At 63.8% G+C, this 26,407-nt stretch carries 19 protein-coding genes; 8 read left to right on the forward strand and 11 right to left on the reverse strand.

From position 1 onward, the window contains the following. Positions 1–67 precede the first annotated feature (67 nt). From M1P90_RS18960 to M1P90_RS18980, 5 genes are all read right to left on the reverse strand, one after another. A complete protein-coding gene (locus M1P90_RS18960; RefSeq protein WP_483696856.1) occupies positions 68–1,390 on the reverse strand; it encodes a multicopper oxidase domain-containing protein in 1,323 nt (440 codons plus the stop codon). Between the two features lie 75 nt (positions 1,391–1,465). Beyond that, positions 1,466–2,767, reverse strand: a complete 1,302-nt coding sequence (locus M1P90_RS18965) for a multicopper oxidase domain-containing protein (protein WP_483696857.1) — start codon at positions 2,765–2,767, stop codon at positions 1,466–1,468. A gap of 90 nt (positions 2,768–2,857) precedes the next feature. Then, the gene (locus M1P90_RS18970) at positions 2,858–8,905 is read right to left on the reverse strand and encodes an SdrD B-like domain-containing protein (RefSeq protein ID WP_483696858.1); all 6,048 of its coding nucleotides are present in this window, start codon (positions 8,903–8,905) and stop codon (positions 2,858–2,860) included. 673 nt (positions 8,906–9,578) lie between these two features. Then, positions 9,579–10,595 carry a M56 family metallopeptidase gene (locus M1P90_RS18975; protein WP_483696859.1) on the reverse strand — a complete coding sequence of 339 codons (1,017 nt, stop codon included), beginning with the start codon at positions 10,593–10,595 and terminating at the stop codon, positions 9,579–9,581. A 53-nt stretch (positions 10,596–10,648) separates the two neighbouring features. Continuing rightward, positions 10,649–11,086 (reverse strand): BlaI/MecI/CopY family transcriptional regulator, encoded by a 438-nt coding sequence (locus tag M1P90_RS18980; protein ID WP_483696860.1) that lies wholly within the window; start codon positions 11,084–11,086, stop codon positions 10,649–10,651. A 690-nt stretch (positions 11,087–11,776) separates the two neighbouring features. Between M1P90_RS18980 and M1P90_RS18985 the strand changes: the two genes are divergently transcribed. Continuing rightward, positions 11,777–12,841 (forward strand): hypothetical protein, encoded by a 1,065-nt coding sequence (locus tag M1P90_RS18985; RefSeq protein WP_483696861.1) that lies wholly within the window; start codon positions 11,777–11,779, stop codon positions 12,839–12,841. Next, positions 12,828–13,754, forward strand: coding sequence for a hypothetical protein (locus M1P90_RS18990; protein WP_483696862.1), 927 nt, complete (start codon positions 12,828–12,830; stop codon positions 13,752–13,754). The genes M1P90_RS18985 and M1P90_RS18990 overlap by 14 nt, the downstream gene beginning before the upstream one ends. On the opposite strand, the gene M1P90_RS18995 is transcribed toward M1P90_RS18990, so the two are convergent. Next, a complete protein-coding gene (locus tag M1P90_RS18995; protein WP_483696864.1) occupies positions 13,751–14,674 on the reverse strand; it encodes a hypothetical protein in 924 nt (307 codons plus the stop codon). The two genes, M1P90_RS18990 and M1P90_RS18995, sit on opposite strands and share 4 nt — an antisense overlap. 196 nt (positions 14,675–14,870) lie before the next feature. Further along, positions 14,871–15,461 carry an NUDIX domain-containing protein gene (locus tag M1P90_RS19000; RefSeq protein ID WP_483696865.1) on the reverse strand — a complete coding sequence of 197 codons (591 nt, stop codon included), beginning with the start codon at positions 15,459–15,461 and terminating at the stop codon, positions 14,871–14,873. Between the two features lie 297 nt (positions 15,462–15,758). Here M1P90_RS19000 and M1P90_RS19005 point away from each other — a divergent pair, with 297 nt between their 5' ends. The 4 genes from M1P90_RS19005 to M1P90_RS19020 all read left to right on the forward strand — a co-directional run bounded on the left by M1P90_RS19005 (position 15,759) and on the right by M1P90_RS19020 (position 20,407). Beyond that, entirely contained in the window at positions 15,759–16,727 is a 969-nt protein-coding gene (locus M1P90_RS19005; RefSeq protein ID WP_483696866.1) for a DUF5666 domain-containing protein, read from the forward strand. Between the two features lie 198 nt (positions 16,728–16,925). Further along, the gene (locus M1P90_RS19010) at positions 16,926–17,468 is read left to right on the forward strand and encodes a sigma-70 family RNA polymerase sigma factor (protein ID WP_483696867.1); all 543 of its coding nucleotides are present in this window, start codon (positions 16,926–16,928) and stop codon (positions 17,466–17,468) included. Continuing rightward, complete coding sequence (locus tag M1P90_RS19015) at positions 17,465–18,862, forward strand: DUF5666 domain-containing protein (protein ID WP_483696868.1); 1,398 nt, start codon at positions 17,465–17,467, stop codon at positions 18,860–18,862. The genes M1P90_RS19010 and M1P90_RS19015 overlap by 4 nt, the downstream gene beginning before the upstream one ends. A gap of 411 nt (positions 18,863–19,273) precedes the next feature. After that, complete coding sequence (locus tag M1P90_RS19020; protein ID WP_483696869.1) at positions 19,274–20,407, forward strand: serine hydrolase domain-containing protein; 1,134 nt, start codon at positions 19,274–19,276, stop codon at positions 20,405–20,407. 150 nt (positions 20,408–20,557) lie between these two features. On the opposite strand, the gene M1P90_RS19025 is transcribed toward M1P90_RS19020, so the two are convergent. From M1P90_RS19025 to M1P90_RS19040, 4 genes are all read right to left on the reverse strand, one after another. Continuing rightward, positions 20,558–21,385, reverse strand: coding sequence for a PHP domain-containing protein (locus tag M1P90_RS19025; RefSeq protein ID WP_483696870.1), 828 nt, complete (start codon positions 21,383–21,385; stop codon positions 20,558–20,560). Between the two features lie 256 nt (positions 21,386–21,641). Beyond that, a complete protein-coding gene (locus M1P90_RS19030; protein WP_483696871.1) occupies positions 21,642–22,763 on the reverse strand; it encodes a patatin-like phospholipase family protein in 1,122 nt (373 codons plus the stop codon). Positions 22,764–23,325: 562 nt separating this feature from the next. Then, complete coding sequence (locus M1P90_RS19035) at positions 23,326–24,174, reverse strand: EamA family transporter (RefSeq protein ID WP_483696872.1); 849 nt, start codon at positions 24,172–24,174, stop codon at positions 23,326–23,328. A gap of 188 nt (positions 24,175–24,362) precedes the next feature. Beyond that, positions 24,363–24,722, reverse strand: coding sequence for an MmcQ/YjbR family DNA-binding protein (locus tag M1P90_RS19040; RefSeq protein WP_483696873.1), 360 nt, complete (start codon positions 24,720–24,722; stop codon positions 24,363–24,365). A gap of 201 nt (positions 24,723–24,923) precedes the next feature. Here M1P90_RS19040 and M1P90_RS19045 point away from each other — a divergent pair, with 201 nt between their 5' ends. Together M1P90_RS19045 and M1P90_RS19050 are read left to right on the forward strand one after the other, a co-directional pair. Beyond that, positions 24,924–25,739, forward strand: a complete 816-nt coding sequence (locus tag M1P90_RS19045; protein ID WP_483696874.1) for a helix-turn-helix domain-containing protein — start codon at positions 24,924–24,926, stop codon at positions 25,737–25,739. Between the two features lie 104 nt (positions 25,740–25,843). Continuing rightward, the gene (locus M1P90_RS19050) at positions 25,844–26,341 is read left to right on the forward strand and encodes a YajQ family cyclic di-GMP-binding protein (protein WP_483696875.1); all 498 of its coding nucleotides are present in this window, start codon (positions 25,844–25,846) and stop codon (positions 26,339–26,341) included. Positions 26,342–26,407 lie beyond the last annotated feature (66 nt).

Here is a 26,407-nt window from a genome sequence, read left to right on the forward strand (position 1 = left end):
ATGCTCTCCTACTTCGAAATGGTTGCTGTGCGGCGCGTGGCCGCGCGCAGACCATCAGAAATATCGTTTAGGGGCAGCCGCCGGGCGGGTCGATGCGGGTGTAGGTGATCTGGCCAATGGCCGTGATGCCCCAGCCCGCAATCTGCGTCAGGTTGTGGTTGTGCGCAATATGGTAGTACTCGCCGCACACATTCTGGTTTTCGGTGCCGGCTGGCTTCGAGTCGAGCGTGCCCAGGTAGGGGCTACCGTAGTACGGCCCGAAGGTCAGGTTCTGGTCGCGCGGCACTGTCACCACACTGTCGATCGGCTTGCTGTTGGGGTTCCAGCTTTCGGCGTCGCTCCACACAAAGGTCGCGTCCCAGGTTTGGCCCGAGCCAACCGGAATGGAGAACTCGTCGGAGCTGAGATCTTCGCCGCCGGGGCCGGCGTAGGGCTGGCCGTCGCGCCCGATGATCTTGCTATGGTTGCCGTGCGGGTGGAAGGGAACGTCGGTGGTGCCAACATTCAGGTAGCGCACCAGCGCCGGCTGCGGGTTTGTGCTTGAGCTGTAGGGCTGGATGTGCGTCAGCGAGCCATAGGGCTGATCGGGCAGCCAGCTTGCGTTGTTCGGCGCGATTGTGTCGGGGAAGCCACGGCCGTTGATCAGGAAGTAGCGCGGCACGTAGTTCACCATGTTGAACGAGATCGCGGCCGGCGGGTTCTTGTGGACATTGACATCGACCGCGTGGTGCAGGATCGGGTCAATTTCCGAGAACAGCTCGATATACTCGTTGTTCAGGCTGAACTGCGAGTCGGCGCGATTGTAGGCATAGCCTGCGCCCATGCTCGGCCGCACCACCAGCGCGCCAAACAAGCCCATCTGCACCTGCAGGCCGGGCTCGGTGCCGCTTTCGTAGAGGTAGGTGCCGGGCTGGCTCGCAACAAAGCTATAGGTCACGCTGCCGCCATTCGCCGCCGCCGTTTTGGCCAGCGAGGTCAGCGCGCCGCCGCTATCGAACTGCGGCTGATCGGCCGCGCCATCGGCCTGCACGTCGGCCTGGCCGGGGAACACCAGCGAGGTCGGGCGCGGCAGGTTGTTGTGCAGCACAATCGTCACGGTGTCGTTCTGGTTGACGCAGAGCACCGGGCCGGGGTGCTGGAAATCGCCGCTGCCGCTGGCGTAGCTCCACATGTACACGATATTGCCGTCAGGCACGCCAATGCTGCCTTCGGTGGCGGTGAGCGAGAAGCTCGGGTTCGGGCTGCTGCTGGTGGTGCAGGCAATGCCCGATTCGCCGGAGCTGGCCGCGCGCGCGGCGGGTGCGCTGCCGCGAGGGAGCGCCCCAATCAGCAGGGCGCCGAGCGTCAGCGCCAGCCCCCACCTGATTCGCTTGAATAACGATGTTTGCATCGTCTGAATGCTCCTTTATCACGGTTTCGAGCCGCGGTTCGCCAGGGCGGGGCCGCTTGGCTCAGAACGGAGTGGCTAGGTGTTCGGGCTGGTTTGCGCCGCCAGCGTGCCAGGCTGATACACACGGATCTCGGTCATCTGCCCGCCCACGCCCGCGCCGCCTGCATTGCTCAGGTGGTCGTAGTTGCGGTTGTAGAACAGATATTTGTTGTACGTGGGCGAGCCCGCCAGCGCCGTGTCGGTGAAGACCTGCGCGCTGGTGGTGTAGGCCGGCGCCTGGAAGATCGCGTCGTAGCTCTCGCCCGCGCCAAGTGTGACGGTGTTGGTGTAGAAGGTCTTGTCGGCGGAGCCATTCTTCTGCAAGGTTGCGTCTTTGCCCACCACCCGCATCTTGATGCCTGGCAGCGTCATCGACTGGCGCAGGAAGCCCAGGTTCACAATCCGCAGCAGGCCCTTTTCGCCCGCGTTGATGCGCACCAGCGACGAAATCGGCTGGTATTGCAGGTGCGCGTTGGGCGAAGCCGGAACATTCAGGTAGCCGTCGGTATCGTAGCCGGTGCCGTTCGGTGCCAGCGTGTCGGGGTAGCAGCGCCCGTTCAGCAGGTAGAAATCGGGCTTATAGTCGGTCCAGTCGGGCAGCTGAATGTGCGCGTCGTCCCAGTGCGCTTCGGCCCACACCTCGCTCAGGAACATCACAAACTCGCGGTCGAAGCCGGTGCTGGCATCGTTATAGGCGAAGTTGCGGCCCATGGTCGGCCGCACAAACACGGTGCCCGTCATACCCATATGCACGTGCTCGGTATCTTCGAAGTGGCAGTGGTACATATAGGTGCCGGCAGCGTGCGGGTTGAAGTAGTAGGTAATATTGCGCCCAATCGGCACCGAGAGCGACGAAGTTGGCTCGCCGTCGAAGAGCGGGATGGCGTTGCGGAAGCCGTGCCAGTGCATGGTGTGCGAGTCCACCAGGTCGGGGCGCAGCGCCAGGCCGATGTTGGTGAGCTTGATCGTCATTTCGACGTTTTCGGTGGCTTCCAGAATGGGTGCCGAGACCTGAGCATGGTTTTTCTGGTTCGCAATCTGACCGTCGTTCATGCCCGTCAGGTTGCGGAAGCCAAAGACGTAGGTGTTGAACGGGCTGGGTGCCAGCGTATCGGGAAAGTAGGGCGAGATCGCCGGCGCGCTCGGCGGCATTGCCACCCAGCCATCGGTGCCGCCCAGATGGTAGGTCGGGTTGATCGTGGCGTTGGCCACCGAAGCCGCCGGCTGGAGCAGGTTGGCCACTGCGCCGGGCAGCAAGCGCGCCCCGGCAGCAGCCGCCACCGCGCCGCCACCTAGCTTCAGGAAGCCGCGCCGCGATATGTCAAATCGCTTGTTCATGCATATCTCCATAGAGAGCGGTGTGAGCTTTGGGCGTTGGGTGCGGGAACACCGGCCCGCCCAAAGCCCACACCTGCGAGCTAACTGTCGCTAGGGAAGCGTGCCGCCACGGAAATCATCGATCCGCGCATTCGCCGGTAGCTGGATGCCAACCCGACCACTGCCGGTGAAGGTGGAGGTCAATGTATGGCCCAGGTAACTGGTAACGTTCGCCGCCGTGATCTTCCACACATCCACCGAGCCGTCAGCATTGGCCTGGGCCAGCAGCCGGTCGCCGCTCGCAAAGGTTGCTGCAAACGAGCCAATGGTGTTGTAGGTTGGGTTCGCATTCGTGCCATTTGTGGTGGTTGCCACAGTCACTGTGCTGCCACTGTACAGCACTCGAATGAAGCTCGACAGCGCCGGGGCGGTGCCACCACTCGCCTTCAGCAATAGTGCCGTGTTATTCACTAACGTGGGCGTGTTGGCAAAGGTGAAGCCGGCAGCCTGCTTGGCGTTGAAGCCGCTGGTCGGGTTGTTCCAGTAGGCAGTGCCAGCCGAGTTCGCGAACGCCTGATTGCTATTGACGCGGATCGCAGCGTTACCGCTACTCACCGTCTGGCTCCAGTTTGTGCCATTGTTAAGCGTGTTCGCATTGGCGCGGTTGAAGTTATCAAGCGGGGTATTCAGCACAGGCGTTGTCGGCTGGATCGTGTCAGCGTCGGCGGCCGAGTTGTTGCCGCTGTTGCTGTCCGTCACGCCGCTCGGGGCCGCAACGCTGGCGCTGTTGGTGATCGAGCCGCTTGCGCTGCTCGAGACGGTGGCGCTGCCGGTAAAGGTTGCGCTGCCGCCGTTCGCCAGTGTCACCGTGCCGGTGCGGTTGTTGCCCGAGCCGCCGGTGGTGCAGCTCGAACCCGCGCTTGCCGAACAGGTCCAGCTCGTTACGGTGAGCGAGGACGGGAAGGTATCCGTCACTGGCGCGCCGGTTACCGGGCTGGGGCCGCTGTTCGTCACCACAATCGTGTAGGTGGTACTCCCGCCTGCGGTCACGCTGGTCTGGCCGTTGGTCTTCGTGATCCCCAGGTCAGCCGTTGCGCCAAGCAGCTCATCCGCGCCGATGTCGAAGCTGCCAAACTGCGGGCGCACGTCGTGGTCGAAGTCGAAGGTTTGCGCGGTGACGCTGCCCTTGCTGGGCGTGCCAGCGTTGTATGCCGGCGAAGTGTTGCTCGCCAGGTGGTAGTTGCCCAGCAGGTTCGGCGGCGCCTCAACCGCCACAATCGCCGCGTTGACGAAGTTGGGGTTGGTGCGCCACGGGAACACCGCCACCGACAGGTCGTACACGCTCGTCACAGCCGGGTTGGTCAGCTTGTTGGTTGACGAGGTGGTGTAGTTGTGTGTTGGGCTGCCCGCAACGGTGTTCTGCTGGATGACCGAGTTTGTTGGCGCGAGTACGCCCGAGCCATCGGCGACGCCCAGGTCCCAGTAGTTCGGCGTCGTTGCCGGGTCGCCGGTCAGGCCAATGCCCGAGACGCCGCCGCCCGTCCAGGTGCCGGCGCGGTTGTCCCAGAAGATATTGTTGAACAGCACCGGGTTGCTGAACACGCCAGCGCTCGGCACGGCGGCGCGAAGCTGCGCGCTGTTCTGCGCCGTCGAGAGGCCGGCGGGCGCGGGCAGGCCATTGCTGGTTGCCGCCGTTGCGGTGGTGATGTTCTTCATGATCGTGTTGCCATACACCCGCACGTTGGGCGCATCGTCGATGGCAACGCCGCCGCCCTCGTGGGTGCTGATGTTGTTCACGATCATGTTGTTGTAGACGTTGAAGGCGTAGTTGCTCGGGCCAGCCGCCATCAGGAAGCGAATGCCACCGCCGTCGTCGTTCGCCAGGTTGCCCTGGATGAGGTTGTTGTAGATGTCGACGGCGCCCGCGCCCGGCGAAAGCGTCGCTGGGTTGGCCGGCAGCTGCCCGGCGATCATGATCGCGCCAGCCTCGTCGTACGAGCGGTTGAAGTAGATCCGGTTGTCGTGGATCTTGCCGTTCGTGCTCAGGCCATAGTGGCTGATCGCGCCGCCATACTCGGCCGAGAAGTTGCCGCAGATGTCGTTATTGGCGATCTCGTAGTTGTCGGCGCCGGCGAAGATGCCGATGCCGCCAGCCAGGTTGGTGCCGCCATTGGCGATCACGCGGTTGTTGGCGATCACGAGGTTTTCGTTATGGTTGTTCGTGTCGGGCGCGGGCAGGTCGGGCGTGCCCATGCGGATCGCGCCGCCATATGCGCCACCATTGTTCTGGAAGATGTTGTTGGTGATTTGCAGGTTGCGCACGTAGCCGTTGACGAACACGCCGCCGCCCTGCGTCTGCACCGTCGCCGGCAGGCCGGTTGGGGTGCCACCAATGACGTTGATATTGTTCGGGAAGCCGGCCTGGTCGCCACCCTGGATCGAGAAGCCGTCGATTGCCGGCTTGTAGGTGGCGTTGGTCGGGAACTGGTTGGTGTTGCGCGCCAGCCAGTAGACCGTCTGCCCTTCGTAGGGCGTCTGGTTGCCGGCCCAGGTCATGTTGCCCAGGCGCGTGCGCCACGTGTCGGCCAGCGGGGTGTCGCCGCCAAACGCGCCGCCATCGATGATCGAGCCTTCCACCACCGAGCCGTCGGGGTAAACGCCGCCCGGGCCGACGCCCTGGAGCTTCACCGGCGACGAGATGATCAGGTTCTCGAAGTAGGCCTTGCGCGGGTTATAAGTTGGATTGGTCGAGTCGGGCACGCCGCCAGGGTAGACCACCACCAGCGCCTGCGCGGTGTTCTGCGCGGCGTCGATGGCGGCCTGGATGCTGCTGTAGGTCTTGCCCGGGCCAACTTCGTAGACCGTCGGGTTGTATGAAGGGTTGAACGTGCTCATCACATGGATGCTCACGCCGTTCACCGACTTCATGCCGTTCGCGCCAACAATGCTGAGCTGCTGCGGGCCAGATGCAATTGCGGGCGGGCTTGGCACAAGGAATGAGATTGACCGATCCGTCCAGCTGCTCACGCCCATCTGGGTCGAGCCCAGGTAAAGCTTGCCCGCCGTCGCGCCGAAACCCACGCCCGTCACGGTAAGCGTGCGTGAAGCAGGGCTTGTATCGCTTGTCTTCAGGTAAGGCTTGCTGACGGCAAAGATCTGCGGCGTCGTCGTGTCGAGCGCGCACGCCACCGCGCTGTTGAACTGCGAGCCCGGGCCCTGGATCGAGACGCCCACCTGGGTTGGCGCAAGGTCGGCCGGGACGATGTCGCCGGGGAAGAGCTCGAACGTGGCCGCAATTGTGCGGAATTGCGGGTTGTAGTTCGGGTTCAGCTTGCCCGGCACGCCTGGGTCGTTGCCAACCATGCGGTACAGGTTGGTACACACGCCTGTCGGCGACGGGCAGTTGATCGTGGTGGTGGACGGCAGCAGTATGTCGAAGATGCCGTTCGGGTCGGAGTTGACCGTCATCACCAGGCGGTTGCTGAAGTCGTAGATGCCGATCGGCGAGTTGGGCACGCCGGCTTTCTCACCAAACAGCAGGTCCTGCGGGTTGGTCGAAAGGTTCAGGTCGTCCACGATATAGCCGTAGAAGCGGCCCGGCACCGGCACGTCGGTGAACAGGTTGAAGGTCGGCGCAATCGAGCGGCGGTCGTTGAGCGACACCAGTTTGGTGCTGCACAGCGGGAGCGCCTGGCCCTCGTAGGGGCTGCCGCCGCCGTCGGCGAAGTCGGGGTTGTCGGTTGGCGTCGAAGCGCCCACCGTCACGCCATTCGCCAGCGTCTGAGATGCGTAGCCGTCGGTGCCAGAATCGGTAACGTCCACAATGTGCAGCGGGCCGGCGCACGGCGGCGGCGGCACCTGCGGCACATACTGGTCGCCGCTGAAGATATTGATATCTTCTTCGCGCGTTACCTTGTAGATGGGCTTGCCGAAGCTGTCGTTGGGGATCGCGACATCGACGAGGTAGTCGCCCGCCGGCAGCGGGTCGAAGCCACCCGAGCAGGATGGGGCGCTCGGGTCGCTGGCGTCGAGCGTGCCGGTGAAGCAGCCGTCGCCAAAGCCGTAGTTGCCATCAACCGCGGCAAACTCTTCGTCGAACTGCACGCCCATCAGCGGGCCTTCGAGGCAGTCGTAGCCGCCGGTGGCCGGGGGCAGCACCTGCTGATCGACCGGCTTGCCATCGACATCGCGGGCCTGGCAGTCTTTCGGGCGCTGCCACGACTCGGTCAGGTAGGTGTTGAGCAGGCGGCCTTTGGCATAGGCGCCGGCATTCGGGCCGCTCGCCACCAGCTCGTACAGGCCGCTGTCGTCGCAGGGCGCGCTTGTCGTGCCGCAATCGACGGGCTGGTACAGGCCAACCGTCAGGCCGGGGATGCCGGGCTGCCAGTTTTCCACCGCCGCAAAGCGCGGGTTCAGCTCGTTGCGCGTGGTGTCGTAGCTGACGGTGCCAACAATGCCGCCGTTGGTGCCGGCCGCGTAGGGCTTCACGCCCCAGTCGAGCTGGCCCGACTGGCCGATGATCGGCAGGACGTTGACGTCCACGCCCGCGCCCACAACTGTGGTTGCGGTTGGCTGGTTGTCGGTCTGGTAGGTCACGCCCGTGGTGTAGTAGCGGTCGCTGTAGGCTTCCACAACCAGCCACTGCGTCAGCGGGTAGGCGTTCTCCATCACGTAGTGGCCGTTGGCGTCGGTAATCACCAGCGTCGAGCCACGATCCATGAGGGTGTTGGTGCGGCGCTTCAGCGCAACGGTGTAGCCTGCGATGCCCGGCTCGCCCGAGTCGCGCTTGCCGTTGCCATTCACGTCGTTGAACACATAGCCGTCGACCGTGGTGAACCAGCCGGTCAGGAACAGGTTGCCGAGATCAATCGTCTCGCCGTCCTTCACTGTCACATTCACCAGGTCAAGAATATAGTTTTGCGGGCCATCCCAGTAGGTCAGGGTGTAGTCGCCTGCCGGCACATTCGGGATGTCGAACTGGCCGTTGGCGTTGCCCTGGCCGACGTAGATCGCCACGTCGCCGTTGTTCAGGTCGCTGAGCGAGATCCAGGGGTTTTCAATTGGGTGGTCAATCTTCGCGCCCGAAAGGCCGCCCCAGATGCCACCGTTATACGGCAGGCCACCATTCAGCGGCACGTACACCTTCGCGGCATCGACAACGCCCTTGATGCGGCCCGTGCCGCCACCTGGCAGCGATTTCGGGTGCACAAAGCCAGCGATGGTGAAAGGGAAGGGCTCGCCGGCAATCGCAAATTCGGTGTCGTTGCCGGTGGCGCCTTCCTGCAGCCAGGTGTCCCAGTCGTGGTTGCCTTCCAGCGTCGTCGTCTGCACCCAGTCGGTGCCGTCGGGCGGGATGGCCGAAAAGGCATAGCGGTTCGGGCCGAGGTTCGGGATAGTGATGATGCCGTCTTGATCGCTGATGCACGAGCCGCCCGTGCCGGGGATCGGGTCACCATTTGAGTCGTACTTGGTGCAGAGCGGGTTGCCATAGACGTCGGTTGTCACCTCGCCGAGGCTGTCGGTGATGGCCGCGCGGAAGCCCGCCAGGCCACGCTCGGCCGGCAAATCGGGGCCACTGTTTACCGGCGCGTTGTCTTCAAACACCTGCGCGCGCAGCGTGGCGGTTGGCAGCGGCAGCGGCTGCAATTCCACCTTCACTGGGGTGCTGTTCGCCAGCGGCACGGTGAAGTGCGCGCCGTCGAGCTTGAAGTGATCGGCCATGACCGAGATCAGGTATTTGCCGTTGGGCAGGTTCAGGCCATGCAGCGCCGCGTCGAGCGAGGTTTCGTCGCCCTGTGTCACAATCGGGCTCGAGCCGTTCATGGCCTGAATCGAGGGCCAGTGGCAGTTCGCCGGGTAGCTGCCCGAGGAAGGCGAGCAGTTGGGCGAGCGCGACTGGTTGGGGTCGCCAACATTGTCTTCGTTGATGATGTACTTATAATGGGTAATTGCGGTGCCGGCAGTCACTCCCGGCGCGCCTGGCGCGCCATCGGGGTATTTCGGCTCGGTGCGCGCGCTGACAACACTGATGTGCAGGGTGTTGGTAGCGGCACTCGCAACCTGCGCGCCACCCGGCCCACCCGGGAGCGCCGCCACCGCGACCACTGCCAGCAGCGCCAGGCGCAGCAGGCTCGACCATACTGGTCGTCGCTGATTCATTCTCTGACCTCCTACGAAACGTGTTCCTGCCCAAACCATACTGATCAATCTGCCAATTTCTGGCAGGCTGATGCGGGCGATGAACAATGAGGGGGATGTCCGTGGAGGTCTTGGCGGGCGTAGAACCAGCTTTTGGCAGCTGCCACCCACACAGCGTCTTGAAAAAAGACGCACAAAACCCCACTCCCCGAACGCCAGCAGCTTCGGAAGACTATGAAGATACGCAATGGGAGTGCCTGAATGCATGTGCCGCCAGGGCACCATGGCCAGCTCGGCTCTCGCACAGCCAAAACTAGCCTCGCATCAGAGTTACTCGCTAGGGGGGTGCTGGGTAAGGCATACATTCCTCCGCTCTGTAGTCGTCAAACGGCGCGCACCCTTCCCGCGGGCACAGCAGGAGCGCCAGGGCACAGTTTGTAATAATACATACTGTGATAATTACGTTAAGATTTTTTTGCTTTTTACCTTGACCAGCGTGCTATAATTTACGCAGACAGACGCCCCCACTCTGAACGCCAGCAGCTTCGGAGCAATCGTTTGTCAGCGGTACCGGAAGTTCTCGCACAACTTCCGGTGCCTTTTTATTTTCCCAGCTCGGAGTGTATAAATACAGAGATTAGCAAGACGATGCGTATCACCAGCACATCGAACGCGATGTGCCTTGAAACCTCAGCTACGACCCAAGCAGTGCTGGCAGCATAGCAGCGACCAGCAACAGCATTCCCAACATTACCGCACCGACAACCGAGGCCCGGCCCGGCCGGCCGGATGGCTGGCTTAGCCGGATCATTTGTTCCACCCGCGTGCGCGGCGTATGGCCGGCCCGCGCGAACATATTCGCAGTGGAAAGCGCAGGAAGAGAAGTATTCTGCTTGCTGGCTGCAACCTTCACAAGTGCCCGCGCCAGCACCAGGGGCTGGCGCGTCATGCGCGCGGCCAGGGCATCGCAGGCTTCGTCCTGGCTGGCTGCCATGGCCTGCCAGGCAGTATGGCTGCTGGGCAGGAACCACAGGACATCGCGCAGCAAGCGCACTGCCGTATTCCACAAAATATCGCGCCGCTGCACGTGCGCCCACTCGTGGCACAGCACAGCCACCGCCTCGTCGGTGGTGAGCGAGTCGAGCAGGGCCGACGACACATAGATGCGCTGGCGGGCGATACCCGTTGTGAATGCCAGCTGCACCGAAAGATCGCACACATAGATTGGCGGCAAGGCACCGTAGTGCGGGTCAACCACCGAGAGCATGCGGTTCATCACACGTGTGTAGGGCGTTTCGGCCAGCAGTGTGGTGGTGCTGAGCGCGCGATCAAGCCGGCGCGTGCCAATAATAAAACGCGCGATCGAAATCACGGCCAGGCCGCTCAGCATCACAACCAGGGTTTCTTCGACCGTGGGTGAAAGAAATGAATCGATTGGCAGGCGCTGGAGATAGTATGCGTGAAAATGCGTCAGCAGGTAGCCTAATGGCGTTTCGGGCGCGGGGCGAATGAGGTTGACCAGATAGCCCAGACCCTCGCCAAAAAGTGGCAAGCCAATAACAAGCGCATACAGCAGCACCCGCAGCCGAGGCGCGTGCGTAAGAAACCAGCGACTATACAGCGTAACGCCGCCCCAGGCAATACACGCAATCACGAGCGTATAGGCCAAATGCGGGTGATACGGATCGTAAGGAATAACGTCAGTACCCATAATTGCCGGCCTCCGTTGCCTGTAGCATTCGGGGATACGTTTATAACGTTGGCTTATTCGGCTTTGGGTTTCTTTTTCTCGGCCTCGTTGATCATCTGCGTAAGCGCATCGATCTGCTCAGGATCGGCTTCCTGCATTTGATCGAGGAACTGCGCATAGACTGGTGTGCCAAACCCTGAGAACAGGCCGTCGAGGATTTCGCGGATGGCCGAGTTGGTGAACTCTTCGCGATTCAGGCGAGCATGGTAAATATACTGATTACCATCAAGCATGCGCACCAGCACCTGCTTCTTCACCAGCCGGTCGAGCACCGTTTTTGTTGCGCCATACGAAAGGCGCTGCCCCTGATCGCGCAGGCCCTCGAAAATATCGCGCGCCGATGCGTTTTGCCGTTCCCAGATCAGCGCCATAATGTCGGCTTCAAGCGAGCCGAACAGCTGGCGCAGCCCTTCACCATGTGGTTTGAACACCGATACGATCGCGCGTTTCATCTTGCTCTCCCTAAGTGCACCGCGTCCCCGCCGTACTGAAATCGCCGCAAATGCCAGTTGTGGTTCAGCGCCGGGGCTGCCTGGCCAAAACTATTGTTCACTTGGAGCCTTTTCGATGAAGCTATTATATCATGTCATACAGACCCCTTCAATGGAATGCTTTGCAGGTGAATATGACATTTTATTCATCATATTATTACATGATGTATCACTACTGGACGCGAAATATGCCGCTCGTATGCGGGCGAATAGCAGCGTTCTTCTGCGCTTACCACGCGATTTGAAGATAACAAATTTTTTAGCGCGGCCTTGTGCAGCACATTTTCAGGATGTTGACAATATCACCGTTCACGCCTACGATGGCGCAAAACCCAGCCATACAGTGAGTGATCAATGCCGCATTGGGATAGGCTAAAACGGCAATATCGCATGGTATTTCCTGGCATACTGGTGTTGCTGGCTTTAGCTCTGTGCTGGTATGTGCGTGGTGCTCCGTTTGAGTATGGGCTGTTTCGCATCGATGCCTTAAGCGCCTGGTTGTTTGCCATCATCATTCTCGGGTTTAGTACAGCATTTTGGCAAAATAAGGGCAACGAGCATCCAACACTCTTTCTTTCCGTGGCATGCTTATTGCTAAGCGTATTAACTTCTTTTATACTTTTTATTTCTCTGGCCTTGCTGCTGGCCAGTTTGGGTTTTGCACGGACGCCTCAGGCAAGCAGCTGGCGCGCTCGCCCGTTGTGGGTGGGCGCGGGCGTATGCATCTTCCTCGGCTACAGCGCGCTTTTTGCGCGTGGCATTGTGCGCTACACAGACGCAAACCCTGGTGGCGCGCTGGTGAACGCAGCTTTCTGGTGCACGTTGGCTGGCACGCTGATGGCCTTGCTGGCGCTGCTGCCCGGCCGCGCGCCACGTGCAGCGCGCGCATTCGCGCCGGCCTGGCTGTATCCACTGGTTAGGCTCTACAGTTTGGGCGAATGGCAGATTGGCTGGAGCCTGGCGGCGCTGCTGCTTGGCGGGGTACTGGCCGGCTGGTGCGCGCTTGCCGCACTGGCCGAACCGCGTTTGTTGCGGCGGGCGGCTTTGCGCAGCGTGGCGGTGCTGGCTGGCGCGCTTGCAGGCGTTGGGCTTGGCAGCAGCGCGGGGATTATTGCTGCGTGTTACGCGCTATTATGCTACGCCGTGCTGCTCGCGGGCGAACAGCGCAGTGCCGGGGCAGGCGCGCACCCCTTCAGCGCAGCTTTTGTGGCGGGCTGGATGCTGATTGGCGCAAGCATGGCGGGCGGCGCGGGCGTGCTGGCCGGGCTGCTGTGGCTGGCCGCGCTGCTGGCCGGGCTTGGCTGGGCTGTGTGGGGGGCGCAGCCGGGCGGGCGCGCGCTGGGTGCTGCCAGCCTTGGGCTGGGCGTTGGCGCGCCGCTGCTGGTGCGCGCCTTGCTCGCGCCGGTGGCGGGGCAGCTTGCCGACGGCTTGTCGCCCTATGGCGATTTCGGTACCTGGCCGTGGGTTGGGCTGGCCGCCACCGACGCCGCGCAAACGCCGGTGGCAAGCTGGCCTGTGCTTGCGGCGGCGCTGCTGCTGCTGGTGATACTGGCGCTGCTGGCGCTCCTAACGCGCTTATACCCTGCCGCGCCAGCCACAGAAGAAACGCAAACCAGCGCCGCCGCAATTGCCGAACTGCGTGAACACGTGCCCTGGCTTGGCTTGCTGCTGGGCGCGCCAGCCTCCACGAAAGGCGCGGGCGATGAGCCCAGGTGAGCTGATCGGGCTGATTGGGCTGGCCTGGGCGCGTTTGTTTGTGTACCCCGGCGGCATGGCTGCCGTGCTGCTGGCGGCGCTCCTCTGGCGCGGCGACACCCGCCCGGCCTTCCGGCTGCCACTCCATGCCGCCGCCCTGCCCTGGCTGGCGCTGGCGCTCTTGCCGCTGCCGTTTGCCCGCCCGCTCGGGCGCGGCGTTGACCTGCTGGTGATTGTGGCGCTGCTGGAGTGGCCACAGCTGCTGGCGCTGCGCATGCTCCTGCGCGCCGCCGACCCGGCCACGCGCGCGGCGGGCATCCGCCGATTGGCTGCCGAGCTGAATGGGCTACTCCTGCTGGCGCTGGCAGGGCTGGCGCTGGCCACGGCCGCCGGTACCTTCGACCTGCTGCCAATGATGCGGGGGCCAGGTGCGCCGCGCCCGCCCGAGGTGCAGGTATTACGCTGGCTTGGCGCGCTGGGGCTGATCGCAGCACTGCCGCCACTGCTCGGGCTGGGGCCGTTTGCAGCGCAGCAGACCTCTGCATCGGCGGCGGGGTTAGAACCGGCGCACGTCCCCGATCTGCCGGCACCCGCGCCCGAAACCGGCACGCGCTCTTTTTTTCCTTTTGCGTTTGTGCGGGCGGCCTGGGCCACCGTAGCCGACGGGCTGCGGCTGCGGGCGCTGGGCTTTGCGGCGCTGGCAACGCTGCCGTGGCTCGGCGCGGGCGGCGCGCTGGAAACCGAAGGGGCGCTGGGCGCGGTTGCGCTGGCGGCCTGCGTGCTGGTGCCGCTGGCGCTGGCCGGGCTGCTGTGGGCCTGTGCGCGCATGGCGCGTGGGCCGCTGCGCCGCTGGAGCTGGCTGTGTTTCGGGCTTGGCGCGCTGCTGCTGGCCGGGCAGCTTGCGGCCAGCCTGGGCGGGCTGCTGCGCCGCTAGCCGAGCGGGATGACGTCGAGCGGGGCGTCGCCTTCGCCCAGAAAGCGCTCGATCATTTCGGGGCGGTAGATGCCGCGGTGGGTGATGATTGCGCTGATCTGCGCGGGCGCGACCACCTCGGCGGGCGCGAGCTGTGCGGCGCTGGCACTATCGGGGTCGGGGCCGTCGGTGCTGAGCAGGTAGCAGGGCAGGCCGTTTTGGCGCGCTTCCAGCAGCACCGCGCCATCGCCGGGGCGCACGGCGGCGCTGCCGTCGCGGGCGATGCGCGCGGCAGTGAGCATGCAGATCGTCGCGCCAGTTTGGGCAGTTGCGACACCAAGCTGCGCGGCCAGCGCCGCCGCCCAGGCGTGGTTGGTTTGGAACACAAGCGTGGGCTGCTTGCCTTCGGCGCGGGCGGCAACAAGCGCCCAGGCCAGCGCCGGGCCAGCATGTCCCCCGCACGCAACTGCGTCGTGCTCGTCGAGCAGGCCGGCGGCAATGCGCCCGCAGCGCTCGGCGGCACGGTCGGCGCGGGCCACGTCGGCGTCAGCAAATTCCACCAGCGCGGCTTCGGCACTGTTCCCGGCAAGGATTGCCGCGTCGGCACGCGCCAGCGCCGCGTCGATCAGGGCGGCTGCGCGCGCGTCGGCTGGCAGGGCATTACGCAGCCACGCGCCGGCCTGGATGATCGCGGCGCGGCGCGCTTCGGAGGGGCGGGCAGCCCAGTGGTGCGCGGCCAGCGCCAGGCCGTAGCCAACCAGAAAGCGCGCAGCTTCGCCGCCCAGGCCCGCGCTCAGCGCTTCGGCCAGCGGCTCGGGCGCGCTGAACTCGGCCCACTGCGCGGCGGGCAAGGCGTGTGGGTCGAGCGCGGCCAGGATGCCACGCGCGGCGTCGTAGCGCAGCTGGCTTCTGTAGCGCAGGAGCGGATTGTGTTCTGTCACAGGTTTGTTCCTTGAGTAGGACGATATATCCACAGATTACGCAGATTGTGCAGGTTGGCAGATTGCAGGTTGGCAGGTTGCAGGTTGCAGGTTGGCAGGTTGCAGGTTCACACGTTTGAACGTTGCAAGTTACCGAGCATGGCTCCCTGCTCACTGTTAGGTTTTACGGTTTTCAGTTCTCGGTTCCTGGCACTCTTTAGGCCGGCTGCGTCAGTGCGGTGTACACCACGCGATGCACCACGGCGCGAAAGCGGCCCCAATCGGCCCACGAGCCCTGCACCTCGTCGTCGCTGGTGTCGGGCACGCTGGCCAGCGTTTCGGCCTGCGCGGGCAGCTCGTCCACTCGCAAAAAGCGAAACGCGCCAATCCGCTCGTCGGGGTCGCTCACCACCAGCTCGCCGCCAAGCTCATCCAGCAGAAACGCGAAGGTGGCGAAGCGCTTGCCCGCCAGCGCGGGCAGCTCGTACTCGATCACGGCCAGAAAGCGGCGCACCGCTACATCCAGCCCGGTTTCCTCGGCCACCTCGCGCACGAGCGCGTCGGCAATTGCTTCGCCGAAATGCACGCCGCCGGTAAGCAGGCGAAACGCGCCGGCCGGGTAGAAGGTTTTGATCGCCGTGATCAGCGTGCCGTCGGGCCGGCGCACCACCATGCACACCTCGCCATAGCGGTCGCGCATAAACAGCGGGTCGAACAGGCCGCCGGTGAGCGGCTGCACCACGCGCAGCGGCGCGCCATAGCGCCCGGCCAGCGCGGCGATCTCGATTTCGATTGATTCGGCAAGCATGGCGACCTCACGAATACGCTTTCAGCGCAGGGTTTAGGGAATAGGGTATAGGGTTTCACGATTACAATGCAGAGTATCTGCGCATAATTCCGCATCGCTTTCCTGATAATGTGCGAGAAACTTTGCGCCTGCATTATAGCGGATGATCGGCGGCGATGGCGTCCCAGACGGCCAGGGCCGAATTTTCAAAACGCGCGAAATTCGCCCGTTACTTTTTCGCAGGGTTTGCGACTGTAGGTGTGGCGCCGATGGAATAGCATAAAAACAGGACAAAGGAGCTTCCCTATGATATCGCGCATGTCATCTGCAATCCGTTCCGCTCGTTTCGCCATGCTGGCGCTGATCGCCGTCCTTGGTCTGGCCCTTTCTGCCTGTGGCCAGGTGGTGCAGGCCCAGCAAGGCACGCCCACGGCCATCCCAAGCCCAACCAGCGACGATGGCACGCCCACCGCAGCGGCAACCGCTGACGCCAGCCCCGAGCCAACCAGCGACGCAACTGCCGAGCCCACAGCTGACGCCAGCCCCGAGCCCACCAGCGACGCAACCAGCGAGCCTACGGCTGACGCCAGCCCCGAGCCCACCAGCGACGCGACCGCAACACCGCTGCCCACGGTCAGCGCGCCCGCTGTGCCGACGGTTACGGCCGACACCGAGGTGAAGTTCGCCGGGCATGTGATGGCCTATAGCGGTTCCTCCATAACGGTTGGCAAGCGCACCGCTGCAATCACCGGCGCGACCGAGATTAAAGGCACGATTGTGCTGAATGCGATTGTGCAGGTTGAAGCGACCGTGACCGCGAATGGCCTGGTGGCGCGCGAGATTCGCCTGCTGACCACCGCGCCCGCCGACGCGAACCCCACGCCTGGCCCGCAGGGCAATGGCGCAGACGACGGCGCGAACCACGACCAGAACGACGACCACGGCAATGGCGGCAATGGCGCGGATGACGGCGCGAACCACGACCAGAACGACGACCACGGCAATGGCGGCAATGGCGCGGACGACGGCGCGAACCACGACCAGAACGACGACAAGGGCGGCAACAGCGGCGGCGGCGGCAACGACGACGGCGCCAACCACGACCAGAACGACGACAAGGGCGGCAACACTGGCGGCGGCGGCAACGACGACGGCGCGAATCACGACAAAAACGACGACAAGGGCGGCAACACTGGCGGTGGCGGCAACGACGACGGCGCCAACCACGACAAAAACGACGACCACGGCGGCAACAGCGGCGGTGGCGGCGGCGGCGGCAAGAAGTAACACGGTAAGCACAAACGTGTACGGTGCTACGTAGACTCAACCAGAGCGGTGATATATCGGGAACACACCCAGCCCGGCACCTTCCCTGCCACGCGCGGGGAAGGTGCTGGCACTCACACTTTCCTGGTATACTTGGCACACCCGAACAGGCCGTCGCCAACGCCCACATGCCGATTAGCCTGCTGAAAGATAGCAACCGTGCTGGACGAAGCTGCGCTGCTCAAGCGCGCACGACAATTTGATACCGACGCGCTGGCCCAGATCCACGACGCATATTACGGGCCATTGTTCCGATACATTAGCTTTCGCGTAAGCGACCGAGATGTTGCCGAAGACCTGACGAGCGAGGTCTTTACGCGTTTTCTCAGCTCGCTGCGCCAGCGCAACCCGCCCGAAAGCACCCTGCGCGGCTGGCTCTATGGAGTCGCCGCCAACGTCGTCGCCGACCATATGCGCAAGCGCTACCGCGCCCCGCAGGTGGCGCTCGACGAAACCATGCCAAGCCGCGCCGCCGGCCCTGCCGAGCTGGCCGAAGCCGCGCTCACGCGCTCGGACCTGCGCGACGCGATTGGCGACCTGACCGACGAGCAGCAGCATGTCATTGCGCTGCGTTTTGGCCGCGAACTGCCGATTCAGGAAGTGGCCCGCACGATCGGCAAAACCGAGGGCGCAGTGAAACAATTGCAGGCGCGCGCAATCGCGGCGCTGGCCCGCAAACTCATGCCAGAAACGGCCGAATGATGGACGCGCAGCTTGAACGAAAACTGATCGAGTGCCTGACGCTGATCGACGAAGGTGAGCCGATCGAGCGCATTCTGGCGCGCTTCCCCGAAGATGCCACCCGCCTGCGCCCCATGCTCGAAACCGTTGGCCTGATCCAGCGCCTGCCCGCCGATCCCGACCCAGGCGCGCAGCGGGCTTCGCGCCGCGCTTTCCTCAACCAGGCCGCCGAGCTGCGCGATCAGCAGGCGCGCCGCCCGCGCTGGTTGCCCTCGCGGCTGGTTGCGAGCCTCGCGGCCGTGCTGGTGGTGCTGTTTATGGCGGGCGGCGCGGCGGCGGCTTCGCAGCAGGCCCTGCCCGGCAGCGCGCTCTACTCGGTCAAACGCGCAGTCGAAACCGCCGGCCTGCTGCTCGCGCCACAGGGCGACAAAGCCGCGCTGGCGGCCAGCTTCGATCAGCGCCGCCGCGACGAAGTGCGCGCCCTGCTCAGCAGCGGGCGCGAGGCCGAGGTGCGCTTCACCGGCGCGATCGAGTCGCTCACGCCAGGGCAGTGGCTCGTGGCGGGCATCCCGGTGGGCCTGAACGCCGCCACGTCGATCACCGGCACGCCGGCGGTGGGCGCGCGCGCCGAGGTGCAGGGCATCACAAGTGGCGGGCAGGTGGCTGCTTCATTTATTACAATAGACGTGGTCAGCGTGCCAGCGCCAACTGCAACACCAAACCTGGTGAGCACGGCAACCGCGGTCGCGACACCCACACAGCCTGCGGCGATTGCCACGCCAACGGCCCTCGCCGCCACGGCCACGCCATTGGCCGAGCCAAGCGAGCAGGCCAGCACCAAAGCGCCGCTGCTGCCCAGCAGCACACCAATCGTTCCAACCGCAACCAGTGTTCCGCTGCCAAGCGCAACGCCTGTGCCACCCAGCCCGGTGCCACCCACGCCAGTTCCGCCCAGCCCGGTGCCGCCCACGGCAGCGCCCGCCCCGCCCACCGAGTTCGAATTCAGCGGCACCGTCGAGCGCATTGGCAGCACCTGGCAGATCAGCGGCCAGATCGTCGAGATCGACGGCAGCACCGAGATCCGCGACACGATCAACATCGGCACGCGCGTCAAAGTGCGGGCGCTGCGCTACACCGACGGCCGCGTTGTGGCCCGGCGCATCGAGCGCGACAACAGCGGCAGCGGCGGCGGCGACGGCAACAACAATGGCAATGACAACAGTGGCGGCGGTGGCAGCGACGACAACGGCAACAACAATGGCAATGACAACAGCGGCGGCGGCGGCGGAAATGGCGACAACAGTGGCAGCGGCGGTGGCGGCGGCGGCGGTGGCGGCGATGACAAAAACAACGACAACAGCGGCCATGGCGGCGGCGGCGGCGACGACAACAAGAACGACAACGGGAAAAAGTAGCCTGGTGCGCGTGACCGCGCAGGGGTTGTGGGTTAGGGATTGGATGCGCAGCGAGGCTTTCTCTGCCCTATAGCAGGAGGCAGTCGGCAGGTGCATTTTCCGCGCTCCAACGTGTTTCTTGCCAGTGCATGAGTGGTCAATTGTTCTGCAAAACACTCTACTTGTGCAAAGCCCTGCCAAATGCACACCGTATGCCGAGGCTTACGCACTACGCACTATTTTTTGAAAATAGTGCGTAATGTTGTTGGCGGGCAAATCTTTTCGGATATTGCGGCCACGCCTGCTCCCCTGAGCGGGCGCACACCGCCGCAAACGCATCAAGCAGGCGAAAACGTGATATAGTCAGCCGGCAAGGGTTGCAGGTACGCGTACCGACTTCGCGCAGGTGGCGCTGTACCAAAGGAGGTTGAGATGAATTCCACGCTCCAGGGGCGCGTGCAGCAGGTGATCGACGACCTTGTCGATTCGGGCAACGAAATTGGCTTACAGGTCGCGGCATATGTCAATGGCGAGCTTGCGGTTGATGCGTGGAGCGGCGTTGCGAACCAGGCGAGCGGGCAGCCGGTTGATGGCGATACGCTGTTTACTTCCTGGTCGACAACCAAGGGCTTTGTTGCAACCTGCCTGCATATTCTTGCCGATCGCGGGCGCGTCGACTACGACGCGCCGATTGCGCGCTACTGGCCCGAGTTCGGCGCATACGGCAAAGAAGCCGCAACCGTGCGCGATGCGCTCACCCACCGGGCGGGCGTGCCGCAGATGCCCGATGATGCTACCCCCGAGATGATGACCGACTGGGAGGCGATGTGCGCGGCGATTGCGTCGCTTACACCGCTGTGGCAGCCGGGCACGACGGTTTGCTACCACGCATGGACTTTCGGGTGGATCATTGGCGAGCTTGTGCGGCGAATCGATGGCCGGCCAATTGCGCAGTTTGCGCGCGAAGAACTCTGCCAGCCGCTGGGAATTACGGATTTCTACCTGGGCATTCCCGAGGCTGTGGAAAGTCGCGTCGCGCCGCTGGTGGAAGCGCCATCCGAACCCGAGACCAACCCGCTCTCGCTGCGGGTGATGCCGCCGCACCTCACTTCTGCTGCGGTCGTCAATCGGCCCGATTTCCGCCGCGCGTCGATCCCGGGCGGCGGCGGGATTATGAACGCCCGCGCAATTGCCCGCCACTACGCGATGCTGGCGCAGGACGGTGCGCTGGATGGGGTACGCATCCTTTCCGTCGAACGGTGCAAGCGCATCCGCGCCCTGCAAACCGACGCGCCCGATGCCCGCTCGGGCATGCCACGACGCCGCGCGCTTGGCTATGCGCTTGGCGGCAACCCCGAGCAGGGCGGCGATATTGCGATGGGACGCGGCGGGAGTGAGTTTGGGCATGCGGGCAACGGCGGCTCGCTGGGCTTTGCCGACCCGGCGCGGAAGTTTAGCTTTGGCCTCGCCAAAAACCGTATGCGCTGGCCGGAGGAAGATGAAGACGAGCCATCGTTCATTGTTGCCGAAGCCATTCGCGCCTGCCTCAACGAGATACGGGCGTAGGAGGTTTGCGAGTTGCAGGTTGGCAGGTTTGAAGGCCCAATCCCAAAACCCCAGACCCAAAACCCTCATATGGGTGTCATTCTGGGCGTATAGCAATACACCCTTCGTCGGTTCTGCATTTCATCAGGCTAACACCGCCCACGCGCCCGCTCACACGCCCATCCGCTCCAGAAAGGCCGCGCACCACTCGGCCGGCCACTGCGCCAGCGGCTGCTGCGGCCCGTGCGAGTCCGAGCCGCCCGTGACAAGCAGGCCCAGGCGCTGGGCCACGTCGCGGTAGAACGCGCGCTGATCCTCACTATGGCTGGGATAGAATGCCTCCAGGCCATCCAGCCCGGCCTCGGTCATGGCGGCAAGGTCGCTTTCGGTGGCGGGAATGGCGTAGATGCCCTTGGAGCGGCCAGGGTGCGCCAGCACCGCCACGCCACCGAGCTGGTGCGCCACGGCAATCACTTCGTCCACACCAACTGGCTGGTAGCCGCCAGGCACATGCGTGAGGATATAGCGCATGCCCGCGCTCTCGTCGTCTTCGCCGGGCTGGCGCGAGGGCAGCGCGTGCTGGCGGGCCAGCGCCGTGCCCACGTCGGCGACGTTCGGCAGGCGGCCCAGCGCGTCGAGCCCAGTGATGGGAAAGCCACGCGCGGCCAGCTCGCCCTGCAAGGCCACGGCGTCGGCGGCGTTGCGCGTGAACACCGATTCGCACAGTTCGAGCAATGCGGGCGCGTCGGGCGCTGCGCCGTAGATCAGCGTGTGCCAGAGCTTGCCGCCAAAGCCGCTGTCGATCTCAACGCCCGGCACGACGCCAACGCCAGCGCGCTGCCCGGCCGCCACGAGCGCGGCCACGCTCGCAGTGCTGTTATGATCGGTTGCTGCAATGGCGCGCAAACCCAGCTCGGCGGCGTGCTGCGCCAGCGGCTCGGGTGCCCAGCTGGCGTGGTGGGGCGTGGCAATCGTGTGGATCTGCAGGTCGATGTGCATACGAGCGCCTTCTTCTGTGTGAATGTGGCGCTAGTATACACCAGGGGCGGCCAACAGGGAGACACGAGACGAGGAGACGCGAGAGTGGGAGGCAAGACGAGGCACACAACCGCAGAACCAGCAAAGGGCGTATTGCTATACGCCCAGACCACGGAACCTTCAAACCTGCAACCTTCAAACTTTCAAACTTGCAACCTTCAAACCTGCACCCTCACAGCCCTTCGCGTCCTTTGCGCTCTTTGCGGTTAATATCTACTCACCCTTTCCGCACGGCGAGAGCGCGCTCGGCGTCGGCACGGCCCATGGCGAACAGCGCCTCGTGGTTGGCCGTCTCATAGTCGATGATCCAGTCGAGGGGCATGAGTGCCTCGGGTGCGATCACCGTCGGTGGGGCGATTGGGCGCGGCACCGCGCCCTCCAGGCGCAGCGAGGCATCGCCCAGCTGCTCGGCAGCACGCGCCAGCTTGTCGGCGGCGGCAGCCAGGCGATTGCGATGCTCGATGGCCTCGAAGGCCACGCGGTACGACGCCAGCAGCGCCCAGTCGAGCGTCAGCGACAGCGCCTGCACAAGATCTTGCGGCATCTGGCGAGTTTGCAGCCGCATGGCGTCGGGGTCGGCGTTCCAGGGCGTCATCATCACCACCAGAATATCCACATCGTCGTCGCCAGCCAGATCGATCACCGGCTCTAGTGGCGTGTTCGCCAGCACCGCGCCATCCCAGTACTTGCCGTCGCCAATTGCCGTCCAGGGGTACACAATCGGGATGCTCGACGAGGCCATCAGGTGGTCGAGCGCGATTGTGTCGGCGGGGCGGCCTTCCAGCGGGCGGTTACAGAACACGCGCAGCGCGCCGCTTTGCAGCTCGGTGGCGGCCAGCAGCAGGGCGGGCGCGTCGGCGCTGTTGATGCGCGCAAAATCCATCCACTTCCCAAGCGTTCTGCGCCAGGGCGTGGTATCGAGCAGGCTGCGGAACGGGCGGCCGTGAAACAGCGCGCCCAGGCGGCTGAACAAGCCTTCCGCGCTCATGTCGCGCTCGGAGGGGGGCAGGGTGTCGCGCGCGCCGCCGTGCGCCTCGGAGGTAAGCACGCTGCGCAGCAGAAAGCGCAGCAGCGGGCGCGAAACGGCGGGCAGGTCGCCCGACAGGCGGTGGACTTCTTCGGTGTGCATGCCCAGCCAGCGCCGCCGGAGCTGCGCCACCGTCAGGCCCGAGGCCAGCGCGGCAGCATTGATCGCACCAATCGAGGTGCCAGCAATAATATCTGGCCCTTTGCCGTCTTCCATCCAGCCAGCCGCGACCAGCGCCTCGAGCACGCCTATATGGTATGCGCCGCGCCCACCCCCGCCCGAGAGCACCAGCGCTTTTTTCGTAGCAGCCATGTCTTTCCTCCGCGACGTTAGGTTGTACGTTTGCATGAAAGAACGTAGCCAGCAGAAGAATTTGGCAGGCGAACCGACGAACAAATAATTCACCACAGAGACACAGACGCACGGAGATTTTGGATTTACGATTTACGATTTTCGATTGGGACGACCAACGACCGACGACCGACGACCGAAAGATCACCACAGAGACACAGAGGCACGGAGATTTTGGATTTACGATTTACGATTGGGATGACCGACGACCGACGACCGACGAATGACAAACGACGGAGGAGCAGAGGATCTGGAAGACAAAAGTATGGCATCCCGAGTAGGCCGAAGGCCGTATCGAGGGGTGCTGCTCAGCCGCGCCCTTCGATACGGCCTTCGGCCTACTCAGGACGCTATTTACAACGCCGTATCTGTGCCCACCACTGACCGCTAACTCAACATTCAACATTCAACATTCAAACTTGTAACCCATGACCGCTAACTCAACATTCAACATTCAACATTCAAACTTGTAACCCATGACCGCTAACTCAACATTCAACATTCAAACTTGTAACCCACCCCCTCACCCCGCCGCCGCAATCACCAGAATGCCGGCGAAAATCAGCAGCGCGCCAATGATGCGCGTGCGGCCAAAGTCCTCGCCCAGCCAGCGCCAGCCGATCAGCGCGGCGAACACCACGCTTACCTCGCGAATTGCGCCCGCATAGCTTACGCGCCCGGCGCTGTAGGCCGCCAGCACCATCGCATAGCCCAGCAGAACCAGCCCGCCCGTCACCAGAATGCGCGGCCAGTTTGCGCGCCACTCTGCCGCCAGCGTCGCAGGCGGGTAGCGCCGCAGCATCACTGGCGTGAGCGCCAGCACCGTGACCAGGAAGACCGCAATGGTATAGGGCAGTGGCGCGGCCAGCTGCACCGCCGCGCCGTCAATCACCGAGTAGATCGAGATCGCCAGCGCCACGCCCAGCGCCGCCAGCACTGCCGCGCCCCGCACCGGCTGGCGCGCACGCCCAAACAGCCCGCCCACCGTCATCAAGCCCAGCAGCAACAGCGCCAGCCCCAGCAGCCCCGCCACGGTCGGGCGCTCGCCCAGCAGCAGCGCCGCCCAGAGCGCCAGCAGCGCCGGGGCAGTGCCGCGCGCCAGCGGGTAGACCTGTGAAAAATCGCCCAGCGCGTAGGCACGCGTCAGCGCCAGCGAATAGCCCGCTTCGGCCAGACCGCTTGCCAGCACATACGGCCAGACCGCCCGTGGCAGCGCGGGCAGGAAGGGCAGCAGCGCCGCGCCAGCCAGGCTGCCTGCCAGCCATGCCCACCACAGAAATACATCCTTCTCACGCGCCTGCTTCACCAGCAGGTTCCAGCCGGCGTGCACCAGCGCCGCCGCCAGCAGCAGCAATAAGGCAAACGGTGGCATCGGAGTGTTCCTATCGATACGACGTACGCAGTCGGCGTTTTTAGCCTTCGGCAGAGCGGTACTTTACGATTAAGTGTGCATCGATTTTGGCGCTGCGCGCCAAAATCGATGCACAAAGTTGTCAACGCGATGGAGAGGGGAAATGCAACTGCCTTCTGCGTCCTGCTGACTGCAAACTGACATAGAGATTACGCATCCCCGCCCAGCTGCGCGCGCGCCGCGCGGCTCAGGCCCGCCACCACCAGCCGGTACGATTCCTCGATCATCGACTGGATGCCCTCGGCGGGGATGCTGCCATCCAGCAGCACCGTGTTCCAGTGCTGCTTGTTCAGGTGGTAGCCGGGCGTGACGGCGGGGAAGCTGTCGCGCAGAAACTGGGCGTGCGCCGGCTCGCACTTCAGCGAAACACTCAGCGGCTCGCCGGTTTCATCCAGCAGCGCGAACATTTTCCCCATCACTTTCACCACCAGCGGCTGCGGGCCGAACGGGTAGGTTGGCGTTGCGCCGGGCAGCGCCAGCAGGCGCGCGCGCACATCGTGAAGCTGCATCGAAAATCTCCTATCAAACATACGTTCTGGCAGTATTGTATGCGAAAGTGCAGATTCATATATCAAATTCCATTCATCGCATCGAAAGCATGCCGTAACCTGCACGGAACAAAGCGCCGCAGCATGTATGGTATAATCGCGCCAAGTGTATGAGTTGTTAAAAAAGTGTATCGGGCATTGGCCCATTAAAGGGCAAGAGTTATGAGCCAGCTTGGCGAGCGGTTGCGCGAAGCCCGCGAAAGCCAGGGTATCAGCATTTCACAGGCATCTGTCGAGACGCGCATTCTCCAGCGGTACATTGTCGCCCTCGAAGATGGCGAATTTCAGCATCTCCCCGGTGATGTGTATGCCCGCGGTTTCCTTCGCAATTATGCCGAATATCTGAATATTCCAGCCGACGAGCTGATTGATATGTACCGCCATGAGCGCGGCCTCAGCGAGCCGATTCGCGTAGTGCCGGTGACATCCGCGCCACGCGTGCGCAGCATGATGGTGCCGAGCTTCTTTGGTGTATTTTTTGTGGTGCTGGTGCTGATTGGCGCGAGCTACCTTGCGCTCAGCACGCTGAATGTCGTCGGCCAGGGCTCGCAAACGCCCGTGGCCCAGGCTCCCACGCAGGCACCCACGCCCCCGCCGCTGCCCACGTCTGCGCCGCGCCCCACCGATGCGCCAGCCGTTGCGCTCGCGCCCACCGAGGTGAGCGGTGCCGCCGGTGGCGTGCCGCTGAACGCGCCAACCGCCAGCCCGACGGTCGACCCCAGCGCGCCAATCGTCGCCGAGGTCAGCATCGACCCGAACGGCGGCCCTGGCTCGTGGCTCGAAATCCGCGTGGATGGGCAGACGGTCTTCCGCAAGGTGCTCGGCGCGGGCCAGTCGCTGCCCGCCTACAAGGCCCAGCGCGATTTCTGGGTGCGTGCCGGCAATGCGGCGGTGGTTTCGGTGGTGGTGAACGGGCAGAAACAGTGCTGCACCGCTGCCCCCGGCGACGTCGTGACCTTCTCCTGGCCGCCGCGCTAAACGCCCTCACAACGCGAAACGCACAGCAGGGAGCGCAAGCTCCCTGTTTTTTATGGTATACTGGCGCGGTTTGCGCGGCGCGTGCCGCGATGTGGGGGTTAGCTATGCCTGCTGAAAGCACCTTTGATATTGTCTCGGAGTTCGACCGCCAGGAGCTGGTGAACGCCGTCGATCAGGCCCAGCGCGATGTTCGCACACGCTACGACCTGAAAGACAGCAAGACCGATATCGACCTGAGCGAGAAAGAACTGACGATTACCTCGGGCGCGGAAATGCACGTCGATGCGGTGCGCGATATTCTCGAAACCAAAGCCCTGCGGCGCAACCTGTCGCTGAAAATCTTCAAGTGGGGCACGGTGGAAGAGATCGGCGGCCTGCGCGTGCGGCAGGTGGCGACTTTGCAGCAAGGCATCCCCGACGACGTGGCGAAAAAGCTGCAAAAGCTCATTCGCGACAGCTTCCCGAAGGTGCAGCCGCGCATCCAGGGCGATGCGCTGCGCATCGGCAGCAAAAGCCGCGACGATCTGCAAGCCGTGATCAAACTCGTGAAAGAGCACCAGGACGAATTCGCCGTGGCGCTCCAGTTTACTAATTATCGCTAGAGGTTTTCGGTTCTGAGTTTTCCATTTTGAGTTCGTGCTAACTCAACATTCAAAACTCAAAACTCA

It is taken from the genome of Kouleothrix sp. 19917 (assembly GCF_057073505.1).